This is a genomic window from Vibrio sp. SNU_ST1 (assembly GCF_030563405.1).
GTDB lineage: Bacteria > Pseudomonadota > Gammaproteobacteria > Enterobacterales > Vibrionaceae > Vibrio.
The window spans coordinates 1,188,262-1,204,297 of sequence record NZ_CP130748.1; the positions used below are offsets into that span (position 1 = coordinate 1,188,262).

13 protein-coding genes are annotated in these 16,036 nt (G+C 42.5%); 8 read left to right on the forward strand and 5 right to left on the reverse strand.

Annotated features, from left to right (window positions below):
* Positions 1–58 precede the first annotated feature (58 nt).
* Positions 59–1,261 carry an MFS transporter gene (locus Q5H80_RS05290; protein WP_304569123.1) on the reverse strand — a complete coding sequence of 401 codons (1,203 nt, stop codon included), beginning with the start codon at positions 1,259–1,261 and terminating at the stop codon, positions 59–61.
* Between the two features lie 134 nt (positions 1,262–1,395).
* Between Q5H80_RS05290 and Q5H80_RS05295 the strand changes: the two genes are divergently transcribed.
* From Q5H80_RS05295 to Q5H80_RS05305, 3 genes are all read left to right on the forward strand, one after another.
* Positions 1,396–2,172, forward strand: coding sequence for an alpha/beta fold hydrolase (locus Q5H80_RS05295; protein ID WP_304569124.1), 777 nt, complete (start codon positions 1,396–1,398; stop codon positions 2,170–2,172).
* Positions 2,173–2,239: 67 nt separating this feature from the next.
* Complete coding sequence (locus Q5H80_RS05300; RefSeq protein WP_304569125.1) at positions 2,240–3,511, forward strand: condensation domain-containing protein; 1,272 nt, start codon at positions 2,240–2,242, stop codon at positions 3,509–3,511.
* A 457-nt stretch (positions 3,512–3,968) separates the two neighbouring features.
* On the forward strand, positions 3,969–6,029 hold the full coding sequence (locus tag Q5H80_RS05305; RefSeq protein WP_304569126.1) for a TonB-dependent receptor: 2,061 nt from the start codon (positions 3,969–3,971) through the stop codon (positions 6,027–6,029).
* 99 nt (positions 6,030–6,128) lie between these two features.
* Here Q5H80_RS05305 and Q5H80_RS05310 read toward each other — a convergent pair whose 3' ends face one another.
* Positions 6,129–6,371, reverse strand: a complete 243-nt coding sequence (locus tag Q5H80_RS05310; protein WP_167851806.1) for a phosphopantetheine-binding protein — start codon at positions 6,369–6,371, stop codon at positions 6,129–6,131.
* Positions 6,372–6,583: 212 nt separating this feature from the next.
* On the opposite strand from Q5H80_RS05310, the gene Q5H80_RS05315 reads away from it, so the two are divergent.
* The 4 genes from Q5H80_RS05315 to Q5H80_RS05330 all read left to right on the forward strand — a co-directional run bounded on the left by Q5H80_RS05315 (position 6,584) and on the right by Q5H80_RS05330 (position 10,665).
* Complete coding sequence (locus Q5H80_RS05315) at positions 6,584–8,239, forward strand: (2,3-dihydroxybenzoyl)adenylate synthase (protein WP_304569127.1); 1,656 nt, start codon at positions 6,584–6,586, stop codon at positions 8,237–8,239.
* Positions 8,240–8,407: 168 nt separating this feature from the next.
* Positions 8,408–8,749, forward strand: a complete 342-nt coding sequence (locus Q5H80_RS05320) for an isochorismate lyase (protein ID WP_029223919.1) — start codon at positions 8,408–8,410, stop codon at positions 8,747–8,749.
* Positions 8,750–8,903: 154 nt separating this feature from the next.
* A complete protein-coding gene (locus tag Q5H80_RS05325; protein WP_304569128.1) occupies positions 8,904–9,797 on the forward strand; it encodes an isochorismatase family protein in 894 nt (297 codons plus the stop codon).
* 52 nt (positions 9,798–9,849) lie between these two features.
* A complete protein-coding gene (locus Q5H80_RS05330) occupies positions 9,850–10,665 on the forward strand; it encodes a siderophore-interacting protein (RefSeq protein WP_108149799.1) in 816 nt (271 codons plus the stop codon).
* Between the two features lie 65 nt (positions 10,666–10,730).
* Here Q5H80_RS05330 and Q5H80_RS05335 read toward each other — a convergent pair whose 3' ends face one another.
* Positions 10,731–12,350 carry a (2,3-dihydroxybenzoyl)adenylate synthase gene (locus Q5H80_RS05335; RefSeq protein ID WP_304569129.1) on the reverse strand — a complete coding sequence of 540 codons (1,620 nt, stop codon included), beginning with the start codon at positions 12,348–12,350 and terminating at the stop codon, positions 10,731–10,733.
* Between the two features lie 11 nt (positions 12,351–12,361).
* The gene (locus tag Q5H80_RS05340) at positions 12,362–13,543 is read right to left on the reverse strand and encodes an isochorismate synthase (RefSeq protein WP_304569130.1); all 1,182 of its coding nucleotides are present in this window, start codon (positions 13,541–13,543) and stop codon (positions 12,362–12,364) included.
* A 271-nt stretch (positions 13,544–13,814) separates the two neighbouring features.
* Between Q5H80_RS05340 and Q5H80_RS05345 the strand changes: the two genes are divergently transcribed.
* The gene (locus Q5H80_RS05345) at positions 13,815–14,600 is read left to right on the forward strand and encodes a 2,3-dihydro-2,3-dihydroxybenzoate dehydrogenase (protein WP_135443364.1); all 786 of its coding nucleotides are present in this window, start codon (positions 13,815–13,817) and stop codon (positions 14,598–14,600) included.
* Positions 14,601–14,646: 46 nt separating this feature from the next.
* Here Q5H80_RS05345 and Q5H80_RS05350 read toward each other — a convergent pair whose 3' ends face one another.
* A complete protein-coding gene (locus Q5H80_RS05350) occupies positions 14,647–15,717 on the reverse strand; it encodes a 3-deoxy-7-phosphoheptulonate synthase (protein ID WP_304569131.1) in 1,071 nt (356 codons plus the stop codon).
* Between the last annotated feature and the right edge of the window lie 319 nt (positions 15,718–16,036).

Here is a 16,036-nt window from a genome sequence, read left to right on the forward strand (position 1 = left end):
AAGCCCTTTTCCTGAGCGATTTATGTTCACTTACTTACTGTGACTGACATTAATTTTTCTACGCTATTTCCGTATCAGTGTGTTCAAATTGAGAATTGAATTTAGATTGATTCATGAGTACGAACAGAAATAGCCCGGCCATCAGCGAAGCGGCGACCCAATATGGGAGGCTTTGGTTGTATTGATAAAGTATCGTTGCAGTGATTGGCCCCACAATGGAAGATAGCCCTTGGATGGCAGAAATTGTACCTGCGGCTGCACCTTGTTCGTTCATATCTACTGAATTGGCGGTGATAGCTTGTATCGCAGGAAACAAGAGTCCCAACCCTATTGCCATAAATATATAGCCTGTAATAAGAAGCGTAGCTGAGTGTGCTACTGACACAATACCGAGGCCAGCACATGCCATTATTGGACCCATCATGAAACTCTTTAGTAATACGTTGTTTTTCATTTTGGCTAAGAAAGCTTGTGTGATGCCTAACGTGATTCCAGTGATGGTCAAAACGATACCAGACAACTGAGCTGCTTGTTCCGATGTATCTCGGATGCGGTCGAGTATTAAAAATCCAATGATGATCTGTGCTGTTATAACAGCAAACATACAAGCGAACATAGCGAGTGCCGGGAAGCGAAGTCGTTGGTCAAAAAAGCTTAGAGTATTCTCGGAAGGCTCGTGGATTATGGTTGTTTCTGGTAAGCGGATCTTGATAGTAACCCAGGCGATGAATGGGAATACTGACAATACGTACAACGGCAGTGTCAGAGAGTATTGAGATAACATTCCACCTAAAGCTGGCCCTGCAACTAGCCCTATTGCACTTGCTGCCCCAATACTTGCCATGGCACTTTGTCGCTCTTTGGGCGTGGTAATATCTGCCACTAACGCAGTGCTAATAGGAGTAATAGCCGCTAAAAACAGGCCGACGAATGTGCGAGCAACGATCATTCCTATGAGTATGATGAGTGAGTGAAAGGTTGTTTTCAGGGATAGATCTAGCCATATCGTCATGAGGATAAAAGAGCACGCATAGCCTAAAGTAGCGACTAGCAATACGGCTTTTCGTCCCTTCTTGTCACTGGTCTCCCCCCATTTTTTTGCGCTAAGAAGCCAAGCTATTCCCGACATAGCGACCACCAAGCCACCATGCCATTCCATTAAACCAACTTCGCGAATAATCGGACCGATCACTGGAATGATCGACATCATCGCTGTCATACAGACAGCGTTTAATACAAATAACTGTTTAATAGTACTCATAAAGTGGCTTTTTTAGTTTGGCTACAATGTACGGGACATCAAATATACAACCGATATAATTTCAATAAAAGCATCAATGGAAAAGATTATCATTATCAGTTAAATTAATTGAAAGAGTTCGAAGTGGAAGAAAAATGATAAATGAAAGTAGTTATATAAACGTCAATGGTTCAACTATATATTACGAAATATCGGGTAATCTTACTGGTGAACCGCTGTTGATGCTTCATGGTGGACTTGGGTCAATCCATGAATTAGAGCCGTTACATAAGTATTTATTCGACAATTATCAATTAATAAGTCTCGATTTGCGTGGACATGGTAAGTCGGAGCTAGGGTGTTTACGACTTAGTTACAGCCAGTATCAGCAAGATGCTCATTCCGTACTCGACGCTTTAGGAATTGAGCAATATTCGATATTTGGTTTCAGTGATGGCGGCATTGTAGGTTACCGCTTAGCCGCTCAAGAACCAAATAGGGTTTCTTGCTTGGTGACGCTCGGTTCACAATGGCAAGTGAATATTGATGATCCATCTATGAAACTATTATCCAGTTTAACTCCGGATTTTTGGCGCAACAGGTTCTCGGAGGACGTTTTTTTGTACGAGGCAACTAACCCAGAACCAGATTTTCCTAAGCTGGTTGATGCAGTTAAAGAGGCTTGGTTTGATAACACGTCATCGGGTTACCCTTGTGATTTAGTCGAACAGATTCGCTGTCCGACATTGATTATGAGAGGGGATAACGATTTTATATTTTCTCTTGATGAGGCAGTGGCTTTAAAAGGAAAAATTTCTGGAAGCTGTTTTGCCAACATTCCTCAGACAGCACATGCGTCATATCAAGAAGCACCTGATATTGTAGGTTCAATGATCAAGCGCTTTCTGTCGCAACATGGCAATAATAAATAGAACGCACTTGTTATTGATGCAGGTGCGTCGGATTACTAATAACTTAATCAATTGGGTAAAAAGCATAATGACTCGCCAAGATTGGTATCCACTGACTAATGCGCAGGAGGCGTATTGGGACGAATTTGTTCAACATCCAGATAGGCCTTTATCGACAGTAGCCCATTGTTTGGAAATTTCAGGCTCTATCGATCTCGAAAAATTAGCCGATGCCATTAATCAGACTGTTTCAGAAGCGGAAGCTTTGCTTCTTAGATTTCGACGATTGGAAAATCAGCATTATCCAGTTCAAATGGTTTGTTTTGACGTAAAACCCACAGTGGAGATCATCGATCTACGCGGTGAAGAAAACGCACTAGAACAAGTAAATGCATATTTGCGCTCTGACGTCGAAACGGCCATTGATTTGGAAAAGGATGTGATTACAAAAGTACAGCTCTATGTTGTTGGAGCACAGAAAGTACTTTGGTATCTGAGAACTCATCATATTGCAATCGATGGTTACAGTATGAGTCTAATTGAGCAACGTTGTTCGGAGCTTTATCTGTGTTTAATGAATAACACCGAGCCTACACACCGCTTTAAGACGTTCGAGGTTTACCTCAAAGAAAACACCGATTATTTGCACAGTGACCGTTTCGATGTTGACCGATCTTATTGGGGTAATTATCTTGATTCAGCCAGTCTGACGCTGAGTAACCACGATATCTCGGTATCTGATACAGTTTATTGTGAGAGGGATGTTCCTGAGTCGATTAGTGATTCTCTTATCTCTGTATCTAAGCAATTAATGATTGGTTGGAGTGACATTCTCACCTTACTGTGTACAGCGTATCTTTATAGGCATTGGCGCCCAGACGAACAGACTTCTTTTCCTTTGCCAGTGTGGCTACCATTTATGAATAGAATGGGTAATCCTTGTGCAAACCTGCCGTCATTAATGGTCAATACTATCCCTTATATTGGAGAGGTTGTCGATGATGAGTCGGTGGACACATATCTCAGAAGGGCGGTAAAAGAGCTTAGGGGAAATTATTGCCATGGACGGTATCGAGTAGAGAATAAATGCACATCTGGCGGACATTATTTTATTTCACCATTCATTAATATTTTGCCTTTTGAATCGACAGAATTTCATGGGTGCTCAACGAAACGTCGTATTATTGCTGGTGGAATTGCGGACGGGTTTAACGTAACCTTTCGCGGCTCAAGGCAAGCGAAAAACATGTCTTTAAAGATAGAGGCAGAGAGCAGCCTCTTTGAACTGCATGAACTAACTGAGCATGCTAATCATTTACTAAAGTACCTATCTAAAGCTCTAAACTCTGTCTTAGATTAACTCTGCATAAGCTTAATGCTGTCTTATTTTTTAAATTTTTTTCAACCCTCCTTCATGAATAGGGCATCTCGTTAGGTGCTCTAACCATCAAAAATCAGAATGCCAAATTCAAGCTAATCTATAAAAATGATAATTATTACCAATATCAAATGAGAATGCTTTACATTTAAATATGCAACCGATAAAGTACGGTTGAAAATTCGTCAGGTCATTGAAAGGAAAATCATTTTGCAATTTATTCGTTGAGTGATTTTAGGGTTTGTTCAATGTGACGGTTTTCAGTCGGAATTTTGGCTCATGTATTAAAGCAGTGGTCAATAAGGAGCTAAGGAAGTACAGCTGATACTCGTTTTGAGTTGTTGCGTTTTCAACCTTTTGAATGTCTTCCCTAGTTCTCCTTATAAATGCCATTACGTGAGTCCACCTAAAGTTAATGCTTAATCAAGGAGAATTTTAAATGACAGCATTACGCCCCGCGGCAGTGAATGAGCTAGGAAATAGCAAATTCAAACTACGCACTTTATCTGCAATCATCATGGGACTTTGTGTCAGTGGTCAAGCTGTTGCAGCGACAAACAATAATAATGAAACTACCGTTAACGAAGAAAAAACTACTTTTGAAGTTACCGTGTATGGCGAGAAAATAGAACGTTCGATTTATGATACGGGCTCAAGCGTGCATGTGTATGATGAAGATCGTATCGCGAGTACTCCAGGCGCATCTGAGGTCGATGACTTGCTGCAGCTAACACCAAACATTGTAGATTCAGGTCAGGGTAATAATCTACCATCGATTCGTGGTGTTGATGGTTCAGGCCCTTCATTCGGTGGTCTTGCAGCCTTTGGTGGATCTACGCCAAGGTTAAACCTTTCAATTGATGGACGTTCACTCAGCTATTCTGAAGTTGCGTTTGGCCCTCGATCTTTATGGGATATGCAACAAGCGGAAATTTATCTCGGGCCGCAAAGCTATGTTCAAGGTCGAAATGCGTCTGCGGGTGCTATCGTTTTAAAATCCAATGATCCGACTTACGATTTTGAGACCAAAGTTAAGGCTGCTATTGGTCAGCAAGACTATTCTCAAACTGCTGCGGTTATCTCGGCGCCAATACTAGAAGATCAACTGGCCTTCAGATTGAGTGTTGATCAACAAAAACGCAGTAGTTATGCAGACCTTACTGCTTATGAACCTGTCGGTGACCCTAATCGCATTGAAATGACGACAGCTCGTGGTAAGTTTTTGCTAGAGCCTGCAGGCCTTCCTGGGTTCAAAACCACGTTGACGATTGCCCATATGGATACCGTTGGACCTCAATCTGAATCTCAACAAACAAAGATCAATAGAGCTGTTTACGAAACTCAGTCAACAAGCGGCATTTGGGATGTATCTTATGACATCTCAGATACGTTAGTGTTCGAAAATAATTTGATCTACACCGATCGCACTTACGACCGAATCACTGATCCTGCAGGCAGAAAGCAGGATTTCAAATCGAAAGGTAATGAGTTCCAAATAGAGCCTTTGGTTCGATTTGATTCCCTTAGCGAAGATCTCTCTGGTTTGTTTGGTTTACGCTACTTCAAATCTGAAGATGATGATGTATTTGAACAGACTGGGTCATCTATACCAATGGAAGGCAAAAACCGTGCTATGTCGGCATTCGCTGAAGTGACGTACTTGGTGATGCCGAGCATCGAAGTTATAGCGGCAGGGCGATTCGAACGCGAAAGCAAAAAACGCTATGTTGCCCCGGGTCGCTTCGGTTTAGATTATGATGAAACATCAAATGTATTCCTTCCTAAGCTTGAAGTTGCCTATAAGCCTGAATCAGATCAAACCGTGGGTATCCGAGCAGCTAAGGGCTTTAACTCTGGAGGTGGCGGTGTTGGCTTCAATAACAAAACGTGGGCATTTTCTTCATATACGTATGAAGACGAATACGTTTGGAACTATGAATTCTTCACTCGCCATAGTCTGCTAGATAATGAACTTGAGTTAACAACTAACGTCTTCTACAACGACTATGATAATTTCCAAGTTCTGGAGACTTCATCAAAAGGTGATGTGAAAGTTGATAATGTTGATGAAGCATATACTTACGGTGCAGAACTAGGAAGCCGTTGGTTAACAACATCTAACCTAGAGCTATTGGCTTCACTTGGTTTGTTGAAAACAAGCTACAAAGATCATGCTAATAGCTCAAAAGAACTCGCGCGTGCCCCTTCTTTGACGGCGAGCTTCGGTGCTTTATACATGTTTGCTGAGAATTTCGAATTGAGTGGTAATGCGAATTACACTGGAGATTACTTCAGTGACGTTGAAAACTCAGCTAACCAGAGTATTGATGCTTACTGGGTTGCAAATGCACAAGTTGCGTATGTGTTTACTAACGGACGTATGTCTTTATTCGCTACAAACTTGTTTGATTCTCAGAAAGAAACATTCAATTTCGGTGGAGACGATATTACAAAGCAAGCACCTCGCCAAATTGGTGGTTCAGTAGAATTGTACTTCTAATCGGTTAGATATAATAAAAACGCCTTGCTCAAAGCAAGGCGTTTATTAATCCCAAACGGTTGTAAAAATGTTTAAGGTGCTAGAAGTCAGAACCTTAATTTAGGCAGTAGCTTCAGTAGAGGCCATGATCGTCTGCCAAGATTCGAGTGTTGGCGTCGCCATTAATTGGGCAAAGCTAATGTTTATCCCTGCATTTCTTAGTTGGCCTGTTAGGCGCATCATACTGATTGAATCCAAACCGAGTTCGATGAGGTTAACGTCCGGCTTTACCGATTCGACTGGAACACTTAATACCTGACTGATTATTTCTACCAGATCAATATTTGCTTCTTGCTTAGACAAAATAATTTCCTTTTTCTTTCGGAAGTTTATCTTCTACTTCCAATATTTTACTCAAATTCGTTATACACAATATCACCACTTGATTGTTACATACAAATGATTATTATTAGCATTTAAATGTATTGATAGGCGTCAATTGTGCTGAATCGATTTGGGTATCTTAATACTTCCAAGCGTTGGTCTTAGCACTTCAACATACAATAAGGAATGACATGGAAACCGTGCTCAAGGAGAAGCTTTGTCAAGATGGCTTGTTATATGGCTTTGTTGACCAACCAGCTCGTCAATCTGCGAAGTTTGAACAGAACAACTTATGGTTAAACACGCCTTTATGGGCAATTTTGAGTGAAGGGGTTGCTCTGCATCCAACTAAACCCGCAGTAGCCGATCCGACGGGTAGCCTTACTTATGAAGAGTTGCTGTCTAAAGCAGACAGAATAGCCGCGGGTTTAAAAGAGGTCGGGTTAAAAGCTGGAGACCGGGTCGTATTTCAGGTGTCTAACAGCATTTATTTCGCAACAGTGTTTTTTGCTTTACAAAGAGCTGGCTTGATTCCGGTATTGGCACTGCCGGCACATGGTATTGTTGAAATTCGCCATTTCATGAAAGTATCTGGCGCAAGGGCCTATTTCGGTTCTAACTTAGAAAGCGATGGAAGAGCGCTACACATAGCTGACTCACTGTCGGAAGAGTCCCTTTCATTTAACCATATCTATATTGTGGGAGACTCTGGAAAGTATCCGTCTTTACCTCTGGGTAATATTGGCCAGTTCGTTCCTGAACGACCAAACCCAAATCATCCTGCTCTGTTTTTAGTTTCTGGTGGAACGACGGGACTGCCTAAGCTCATTCCTAGAAGTCATAACGATTATCGTCTCAACATCCAAAGTTGTGCAGCAGCAAGTGAGTTGTCGTCCGAGGAGGTATATCTCGCAGTGTTACCTGCCGCGCATAATTTTACTTTGGGTTGTCCCGGTTTATTAGGAGCGCTTGATGTTGGAGGAAGTGTCATTTTTAGTTCCAACCCCAGCCCTGATTACTGCTTTGATGTTATCGAGAAAAATAAAGTGACGGCGACAGCTTTGGTTCCGGCGCTTGCGCAGCTATGGAATGCGGCTAAAGAGTGGGAAAGTGCGAATACATCTAGCCTAAGACTGATGCAAGTCGGTGGTTCGAAGCTAGCCTATTCTGATGCTCTTGATGTACAAAAAACCTTTCCCGGCGCACTCCAACAAGTTTTTGGTATGGCAGAAGGCCTGATCGCCTGTACTCGGTTAGGGGATGATGAAGCCTTGATTGCGACGAAACAAGGTCGACCTGTAAGTCGCTGGGATGAGGTTCGCATAGTCAATGCTGAGGGGAGCACTGTTCCAATGGGTGAAGAAGGCGAACTACTCACTCGCGGTCCCTACACCTTAAGAGGGTATTACCGTGCAGAGGAACACAACCAACGCTCATTTACTCAAGATGGTTTCTACCGAAGTGGAGATCGAGCCATTGTTGATGAGAGGGGATATATCGTTGTGACTGGCAGAATTAAGGACGTCGTAAACCGAGCTGGTGAGTGTATTGCTACCGATGAAATCGAAGAGCATTTACTTATGCATCCTAATGTTGCACAGGTCGCCGTGGTTGCGGTGCCTGATAAACATCTAGGCGAAAGGATCGGAGTCGCTGTCGTGAAAAGGGGGCTTTCCCCAACTTTGCAAGAGCTACGCACCTTCCTAAAAGACCAAGGGATGGCTTCTTTCAAACAGCCAGACGAATTGCTCATTGTCTCTAATCTGCCCAAAACAGCGGTAGGTAAAATTGATAAAAAGCGAGTGCTTGGTCCAAGTGGTGAACCTTGGGTTAATACGCCAGTTTAACTAACGTGAGCTGCCTACCGTAGCTCTATATTGTCGATAAACAACGTCCTATTGATTGAATCGAGAGTGCTCTAGAAGGATGACTTGTCGTCTAGCCTGAGAAAGGCGCTTCTACTATTACACTCTTCAATGGGTCATTACAGGGAACAAAGACTAAAGGAAATCAACGTGTCATCTATAAAGAAGCCAGAAGTTTGCGAAAGTCTCAATGATATACGAATCGGAATAGATACCCTTGATAAGGAGATCGTTCATATTCTTTCTAAGCGGTTAGGGTATGTCAAAGCCGCCGCACAATTTAAGCCCAGTGAGCAGAGTATTCCGGCACCAGAGCGTGTCGCTGAAATGCTAGAAGACCGAAAAAAATGGGCAGAAGAAGCCGGGATGAGTAGTGAGTATGTCGAAACATTATTCTCCAGTATCACCCATTGGTACATTAATCAGCAAATTAAACATTGGCGTACCGAAAGGGGCCTTTCAGCAGAAGAACCCGAAAATACGGCAACATGATAAGAGTGCTTTGAACTTATCCGTTGAGTATGTATTAGAGGGTTAAACATATACCTGTTGGATCACCACTTTGACTACTAAGCGCCAAAGATTTAATTGATCAGATGACAGAAGAGAGCGTCAGTGCTGATTAGAGTATTAAGGACAATTACAAATGACTATACCGAAAATAGCGAGTTACGACTTGCCGGAACACCATGAGTTTCCAAAAAACAGAACGAACTGGACGATCGAACCTAGTAAAGCGGTACTTTTAATTCACGACATGCAAGAGTATTTTGTGAGCTACTATGAGGCTGATTCGTCACCTATGGCGGACATTTTAACGAACATTCAGCAGTTAAAACACGTAGCGAAACAAGCGGGAATCCCGGTTGTATATACCGCACAACCCGCAAATCAAGACCCAAAAGATAGAGCCTTGTTAACTGACTTTTGGGGGCCGGGGCTAAACGGCGATCATACTCCTGTCGTATCAACGCTCGCTCCAGAAAGCGATGATATTGAGTACGTTAAATGGCGTTACAGTGCATTTAAGAAAACCCCATTGCTTGATTACATGAAAGACAATCAAAAAACTCAGCTGATCATCTCTGGTATTTACGGTCACATTGGCATTTTATCGACTGCTTTGGATGCATTCATGTTGGATGTACAGCCCTTTATTATCGGTGATGCGATCGCGGATTTTTCGCGTGAAGACCATATCCACACTCTCAATTACATATCAGGCCGAACGGGAAGCATTAAAACACTCGATAAAGCTATAGCGGAAATCAACCCAAATGAAGAGAGTATTCTTAGCCTCAATGTTTTGCAGTCTGACGTGGCCGAAACATTAGGTGTTTCTTATGAAGAGATTGATGTGAATGAAAATCTAATCTTCATGGGGCTAGATTCGATGCGAGCGATGACACTTGTAGAGAAGTGGAATAAGCAGGGCGCAAATATCTCATTCGCTCAGCTCATTGAAGCGGTTTCATTGCAAGAGTGGTGGCAAGCAATCGAAGCGACACTGAAAAACCACGCAGAAGAAGTACCAGCATAATTGCTCGCAAGTTAGCGCCAATTATTTATAGAATGTCTTAAGAGGTAAATTGATGAGCGATCAACCAGTGCGTTTACATCCGATGTTGTTGGACTTTGTTCGTAAGGAGAAGATCTCAAAGCATCTACTGCGAGTGACTGTTACGGGCGACTCTTTAAAAGGGTTCCCTGAAGATCAAAATGGTACACACATAAAAGTGTTTTTCCCCAATAGGGAGAGTGGGATATTGCAGTTACCTTATCGAGAAGGTGAAACTGTAATTTGGCCTGAGCATAAACCTGTGCCTCGAGCCTATACCGTCAGAAAGTATCGAGCCGATGTGAATGAGCTTGATATCGATTTCGTGATCCACGGAACCGATTCTCCCGGCGGTGGGTGGGCGATTAAAGCAGAACAAGGTTTCCAAATTGGCCTTGTAGGTCCTGCTGGGCCTGAGCCATTAATTGAACCCGCAGATTGGCATATTATTGCGGGAGACCTAACAGCAGTACCAGCCATTAGTGCTATTTTGGAGAACCTTCCCTCCGACACTCAAGGCTATGTATTTATCGAGATAGAGGATGCTGCAGATAAACATGATATTAAGCATCCGCAAGGTCTGGTTTTGAAGTGGCTAATGAGAGACGAAAAGAGTGATCAATATCTATTGAGCAAAGCCATTTCCGGCTTAATTGCACCTAATGGATCTCACTCGCTTTCGGCTTTCATTGCGGGTGAAAATGAAAGCGTGATTGCGTGTCGTAAAGCGCTTAAACAAGAGTACAAGCTGTCTAGAAAAGATATGTATGCGATTCCCTACTGGAAACGAGGTAAGGATGAAGAAGCATACCATGATGAACGCCATGAAGTTATGGATGAAGAGTACTAGCTTGCCTGTTTTAGAAAACAAAAACCGATCTCATGAGATCGGTTTTTGTTAGTACCTTTGGGTGCTTAAGCATACGCCTCTCGGAGGCGTTTCTTATTCACTTTGCCGACAGGTGTCTTGGGCAATGAATCGACAAATTTGATTAAATCTGGGATTTTGTAATCAGCTAAGCCACAATCACGTAGGAAATATTTTAGTTTGAAGGGATTTATGTCTGCCCCTTCGACTTTAACGATTACAGCGCAACTTCGTTCTCCTAAGTAGTCGTCAGGTATCGCAATGAGAGCGGCATCATGAACCCCATCGTGTCGAATTAGGTGGTTTTCGACCTCTTCTGCTGCAATCTTTTCCCCCCCTCGGTTAATCTGGTCTTTATCTCGCCCTGTTACAATGATATTACCGTCCTTAGTCTGTTTAACTATGTCACCAGTGTGATAAAACCCTTGTTGGTCGAATGAAAGACGGTTGTGTTCTTTTGCTTGATAATAGCCGCGAATGGTGTAAGGACCTTGAGTGAGAAGAAAACCTTCCTCTCCGCAGGATACTGACTCCCCCTCTTCATTCACGATTTTAATCCGATCATGTTGTGAAATAGGGCGCCCTTGGGTAGAGGCAATAACTTCCATAGGATCATCCAATCTAGTGTAGTTCACTAGCCCTTCAGCCATACCAAAGACTTGTTGAAGCTGACAACCTAACTTGTTTGGTAGGTCTGTAGCCGCCGTTTGGCTAAACTTAGCGCCACCGACTTGAACTAATTTTAAGCTTGAAAGATCATGAGTAGTGGATTGAGCCTGCTCCATCCACAGCAGTGCTAGTGGGGGAACTAAGCCCGATACGGTAATTTTATGCTCTTCAATTAGTTTAAACGCTGATTTTGGGGTAGGGTCATGCGTAAGAACAACCGTACCTCCAGCGAAAAAGACCCCTAAAGCTCCCGGTGAACTTAATGGGAAATTATGTGCAACCGGCAGCGCACATAAGTAGCGAGTGTTTTCAGTAAACTTACAGATAGTGTTACTGCCAATCACGCTATAAGCATAGTCATTGTGGGTTCGAGGTATCAGTTTTGGCGTACCGGTTGTTCCACCTGACAATTGGAAAAATGCCAGTTCAGATGCTTCTGCTTCTTGTTTATCGTCGGGTTGCCCCGTGAAATCATCAAGCGATGTGAACCTTGGATCTGCCAAGTCCGTAGCATCACAGCGAACGATGATATGTTCTAATTCATTACTTTCATCTAACACTTGCTTAGCTAAGGCTTGGTAATTAAAGCCAGTATGTTTCCCATCTACAATGTAAGCTTTGGCTTTGGCGTGTTGGCAAAAATAAGATACTTCCGAGAAGCGATGAGCGGGAAGAGCTAAAACGGGTCGAATACCTTTCTGTAACAAGGCAAAATAGCAGAAATAGAATTCGGCTACGTTTGTCATTTGTAATACGACATTGTCGCCCTTCATTAACCCTAAAGACTGAAAACCTGAAGCCATTTGAGACACTCTCTCTGCGGCTTGTAAATAGCTAAATTGACGCTCACCACAGATAAGAGCCATGTTGTTACCACACCGCTCAACTGAGTGCTGAAAATGATCGAAAAGAGTTCTGTCTTGCCAATAACCTAGCTCTCTATACAAAGAAGCTTGGGGTGTTGGCCAATCTGTATAATCCATATGTTCATTCGACATTATGAGTCTACCTATGCCGTCAACATATCTTTAAGTTGGATACCTGCTGCCGTTAAGATGGTGTTCATTTTGGCACCAGTTTCATCCAGTTCGCTTTGTGGATGTGATTCATCAACAATACCTGCTCCAGCAAAAACTTTCATTTGTCGTTTTTGGACCTCAGCACAACGGATCGTCACCACCCACTCCCCATTACCTCTTGAATCACACCAACCAACCATACCGGTAAAATACCCTCGGTCGAATTGCTCCAATTTTCGGATAGCTTCATACGCTTTCTGTCGCGGATAACCGCAAACTGCAGGGGTAGGGTGTAATTCAGCAGCGACTTCCAACACATTAGTGTGAGGGTTATTGACTTGACCCTCTAGTACCGTGGAGAGATGAAGCATGGTTTTTGTTTCTATGACTGATGGAATCATAGGTGTGTACAGATTGTGGCAATACTTGCTCATCACACGCTCAACTTCTTCTACAACTAGACCATGTTCGTGCAGATCTTTGTTGGTATTGAGCAATGAATTTGTTGAGCTTTGATTCTGTTCGTCCAGTTCAGAACGCGGGCGCGATCCTGCGAGTGGGTTAGAGGTGAGATAACTGCCTTTTTTTGCAACAAGGAGTTCTGGACTCGCCCCCATTAGCTTTTGGTTGTCATTGATATTCGCTGCGAACGTATAGCCTTTCGAGTTGATTGATAACAGATTACGAAGCAAAGTTTGCTGCTGAATATCAGCGTCTGTTTCTACTTCAATAGCCCGAGAAAGAACCACTTTTGAAAGCTCTGTGTTGGCAAACATATCAAGAAGGTCGGATACCCCTTGCTTATAATGGTTACCGCTTGGGGAAGAAATGACGTGCGCATCGGCAGAAGAAAGCGGATTTGAGTGTAAGGATCTTGTACTACTAGAGATGAATAACTTCTCTGGGATAATAAATTTAGTCGGGTTTTCTTCGTTAAATGGGACGACACCAAATAGCACTGGATTATCGGCTTCTGATTTTTTAGCCGCCTGGAGCATTTCGTTCGCCTTCTCGGCTAGCTCTGAAAATGCAATAGGCTGGTGGAACTCATTTTCAATACCTTTACCCATCATCGTATTACTGGGAGAAGCGAAGAAAAATGGAGATGACAATAGCTCTTTATCTAGCAGATCACTTTCCATTTTTGAATAGCCAATGACTTCACGTTTCATAACAGGTCCCTCTTTGTGTATAGATCGTTATGACGATGTGCAATTACTTACATTGATGTTCTTAAAGGAACTCATTTGTCATGCACTTCATCGGGTTGCTTATTTTGGTCAGTAAGATTACATTTACATTTATTTAAATGCTAATGATAATGATTTCTATTTGATGTAAATCGTCATTATTGAAGGCTGCTCACATTCTTCGATTTTTGTTTTATGTAAATGTATACAAAAGTCGCAATTTTGATTGTTTATTATTCGGTTGTTTAGGTATATGGAAAGATTTCTTGAAGGACAATTAGTGTTATTAACGGGTGCTGCAAAAGGTATTGGTTTTAGCACGTTAGAGAGTTTGTTGGACTCGGGAGCTAAGGTGCTTGCTACGGATATTGATAGCCAACTCCTCGCGACTAAATCTGAATCTCTAGCGAGAAAGTATCCAGATCAGCTCTGGGTTGAACCGTTGGATCTGTCAAAACCTGAGTTAGTAAAACAGAGTATTTATCATTGGGTAGCAGAGTATGGTGAGTTTGACCACTTAGTGAGTTGTGCTGGTATTCTTCATTTAGGTGCGCTGTGTGATATGTCATTCGAGCAGATAGAAAACACATTTATGGTCAATTCGTTTGGTGCTCTAGCCACAATGCAGGCGGTATCTAAGTGTATGAAAGCTCGGGGGAAGGGGAATATGGTTGTTGTCGGTTCGAATGCCGCTAATACTCCTAGAGCAAATATGGGGGCTTATGCTGCATCTAAGTCGGCGTTACACATGTTTGTAAAATCCATTGGTATTGAACTCGCGCCTTTGGGGATTCGTTGCAATATTGTGAGCCCAGGGTCTACACGCACAGAAATGCAATTGCAACTTTGGAATGAGAGTTATGGTGAGGAGCAGGTCATTGCCGGTGATGCAACGCAGTTTCGTCTAGGTATTCCGCTCAACAAGATTGCTGAACCCAAAGATATTGCTCAATCGATATTGTTTCTGATGTCTAATGCAGCTAATCATATCACTATGCATGACTTGCGAATTGATGGTGGTGCAACGCTCGATAACTAGACATTATAGAGTTATATGGCGCACAAGCGCCATATAAAATTTTAGGTTAAGCGACTGTCGATAATTTCTTATGAGCTGCCTCTACCATTGCATTTGCAAAGACATTGAGAATTGCAACGGTATCTTCCCAGTTTAGACATTCATCAGTGATGGATTGACCTCTGGTTAGTGGCGTCGCATCTATATTTTGCGCCCCTCCGACTAAGAAGCTTTCAGACATAACGCCGGCGATGTATTGCTCTCCTGAAATGATTTGCTCTGCAATATTTCGGGCTACATTGAGTTGATTTTTGGCAATTTTCAGACTGTTCCCATGACTACAATCAATGATGATTCGGGGGTTAAGGCCGTTTAATTCTAATTGTTTTGTTACATCACAGACGTGTACGTTAGTATAGTTTGGCTGTTTTCCACCACGTAAAATGATATGTCCGTTAGGGTTGCCATGTGTCATTGCAGACATGGGTGTATTACCAAAACCAGAGACATAAACTAGGTGAGGAGATTTCGCGGCGTGAATTGCGTCAATCGCGATCGTTACATTGCCATCCGTTCCATTCTTAAACCCAATAGGGCACGGGATGCCTGAAGCCATTTGTCTGTGTGTTTGAGACTCAGTGGTTCTTGCTCCAATAGCGCCCCAACAAATTAAATCAGATACATATGGGTACACGGTAGTGTCTAAAAACTCGGTTGCCGTTGCAAGCTCTAGATCAACAACATCTTTTAAGAATTTTCTTGCGACAAACAGCCCCTTGCTCATCTTATGGCTATTGTCTAAATCGGGATCGACAATGAGCCCTTTCCAACCGACGCGGGTTCGTGGTTTTTCAAAATAGGTTCGCATGACGATCAAGAGCTGGTCGCGATATTTGTTCTGTAGTTCGGCCAACTTACGAGCATACTCTAAAGCAGCCTCTGGGTCGTGGATGGAGCAAGGTCCAATGATAACGAGCAGACGGTTATCTTTCCCATTTAAAATTTCTGTGATTTCGAATCTTTTATCACGGATAAATCGTTCACTTTTTTCGTCTAGAGTGATTTCACTCGTTACATCAATCACACTCGGCAGTGGCTCTATCGTGGTTGAATTAAGTTGCTTCTCTAACTCTTGCATCCTTCCTCCTAAAACAAGTGTTCCTTGATGTTATGGCTTCATCAAATGCGCGGTCCAGGTATGATTTGGAAAACATTTAATTTCAATAAATGATAATTATTATCATTTAATTTTGAGGATTATTGAAATAGGAGCTAGGTGTTGTCAAGCTTATTGTTGGGTGATGTAGTGAGATCATGCCCAATACAATCAGTACATCAACTCATATTAGCCAGTATTAAACAAAAATGATAACGCTTATCATTTTTGTTTGAGTTTATTCTTAAGCTGGTGTATTACATTAGTTTAATAAGCCTCGTGGCACATTAAATGGATGAAT